The sequence below is a fragment of the Enterobacter sp. 296B2 genome, from assembly GCF_034106185.1.
GTDB lineage: Bacteria > Pseudomonadota > Gammaproteobacteria > Enterobacterales > Enterobacteriaceae > Enterobacter > Enterobacter cloacae_N.
This window is the reverse complement of the sequence record NZ_JAWNCA010000076.1, coordinates 1-1,098: the sequence shown is the minus strand read 5'-3', so window position 1 is coordinate 1,098 and position 1,098 is coordinate 1. Positions and strand designations below refer to the sequence as shown.

1 protein-coding gene is annotated in these 1,098 nt (G+C 37.8%); it reads right to left on the bottom strand.

What is annotated here, in order from left to right; genetic code table 11:
• Window positions 1-91 precede the first annotated feature (91 nt).
• On the bottom strand, window positions 92-979 hold the full coding sequence (imiR, locus tag URZ40_RS23115; protein ID WP_048224141.1) for a LysR family transcriptional regulator ImiR/NmcR: 888 nt from the start codon (window positions 977-979) through the stop codon (window positions 92-94).
• Between the last annotated feature and the right edge of the window lie 119 nt (window positions 980-1,098).

The window sequence follows — 1,098 nt, the reverse complement described above, 5'->3', positions numbered from 1 at the left end:
TCAGATGTCTTACAACAGTCAATTATAAAGGTAAGAGAAGTTTTTGGTACGAATACTTAAATAATAAGCATTGATATATCTTTAGCAGAGATTAGGATTTAAGTACAAACTCTCTGCTATGCTCGATAATCCATTCCTTAAAAACATTAAGTGCTTCACTATTATGATTAACCCGAGATTTCTGTAAAGTCAGCCAATAACCGCCAAGCGTGGCATAAATTTCAAAAGGTTTTGCTACGGAGCGCTCATTTAATTCTTTTTGAAACATATGATAAGGAACTAATGCTGCATAATCACCTAATTTTACAGCATCTATCATATGTCTGGTAGAATCAAAGATAGGCCCGTTAACAGTCCAAGAGTCGATCCCAGCAGCTTTAAACCAATTATTCCATTCATCCTTTCGATAGGAGCGCAGTAAGCAAACTTTTTTTAAGTCTGATGGAATGCACAGTTTCTTGGATGTTTCCGGGGAACATAATACTGTATGCGGCGCCTGAAAGAGTAAAATATTTTCCGTATTAATCCAGCCGCCTGATCCAAATCTAATAGATGCATCAATACCTTCTGCAGCTAGATTGACAACGTTATTATGCGTTAAAATTCTAATATCAATCCATGGATTTTCATTAAGGAACTCAGTAATCCGAGGAAGAAGCCAACCTATTGCAAAAGTCCCAACGACAGCAATAGTAAGCACTTCTTTAATCTTACCTTCATGGAATTTATCCATGGCAGAACTCATCATCTGCAAAGCTTCTGTAATCGAAGGCAAAAGATGCAGGCCTTCGTCTGTCAACTGTAACCCACGCGGTACTCTTGTAAAAAGAGCCACACCAAGCATCTGTTCAAGTGTTCTTACCTGCTGGCTTACGGCGGCCTGGCTTACATGAAGCTCTAGTCCGGCTTTAGTAAAATTTAGATATCTTGCAGAAGCTTCAAAAGCTCGTAATGCATTTAAAGGTAATCTGGCACGCATAGTAACCCAAAGAAAAAGTTATGGCTGTATAAAAATTATATTGCTTCAAAGAAAAAATAACAACTGTATAATCGCCCTCTGTTGAAAGTTAATACCCGCCATGTCCTAGTAAAAATAGA

What these genes read in the sequence shown, in the direction of transcription:
- imiR (WP_048224141.1), bottom strand. Translation starts at nt 979, where the DNA reads ATGCGTGCCAGATTACCTTTAAATGCATTACGAGCTTTTGAAGCTTCT.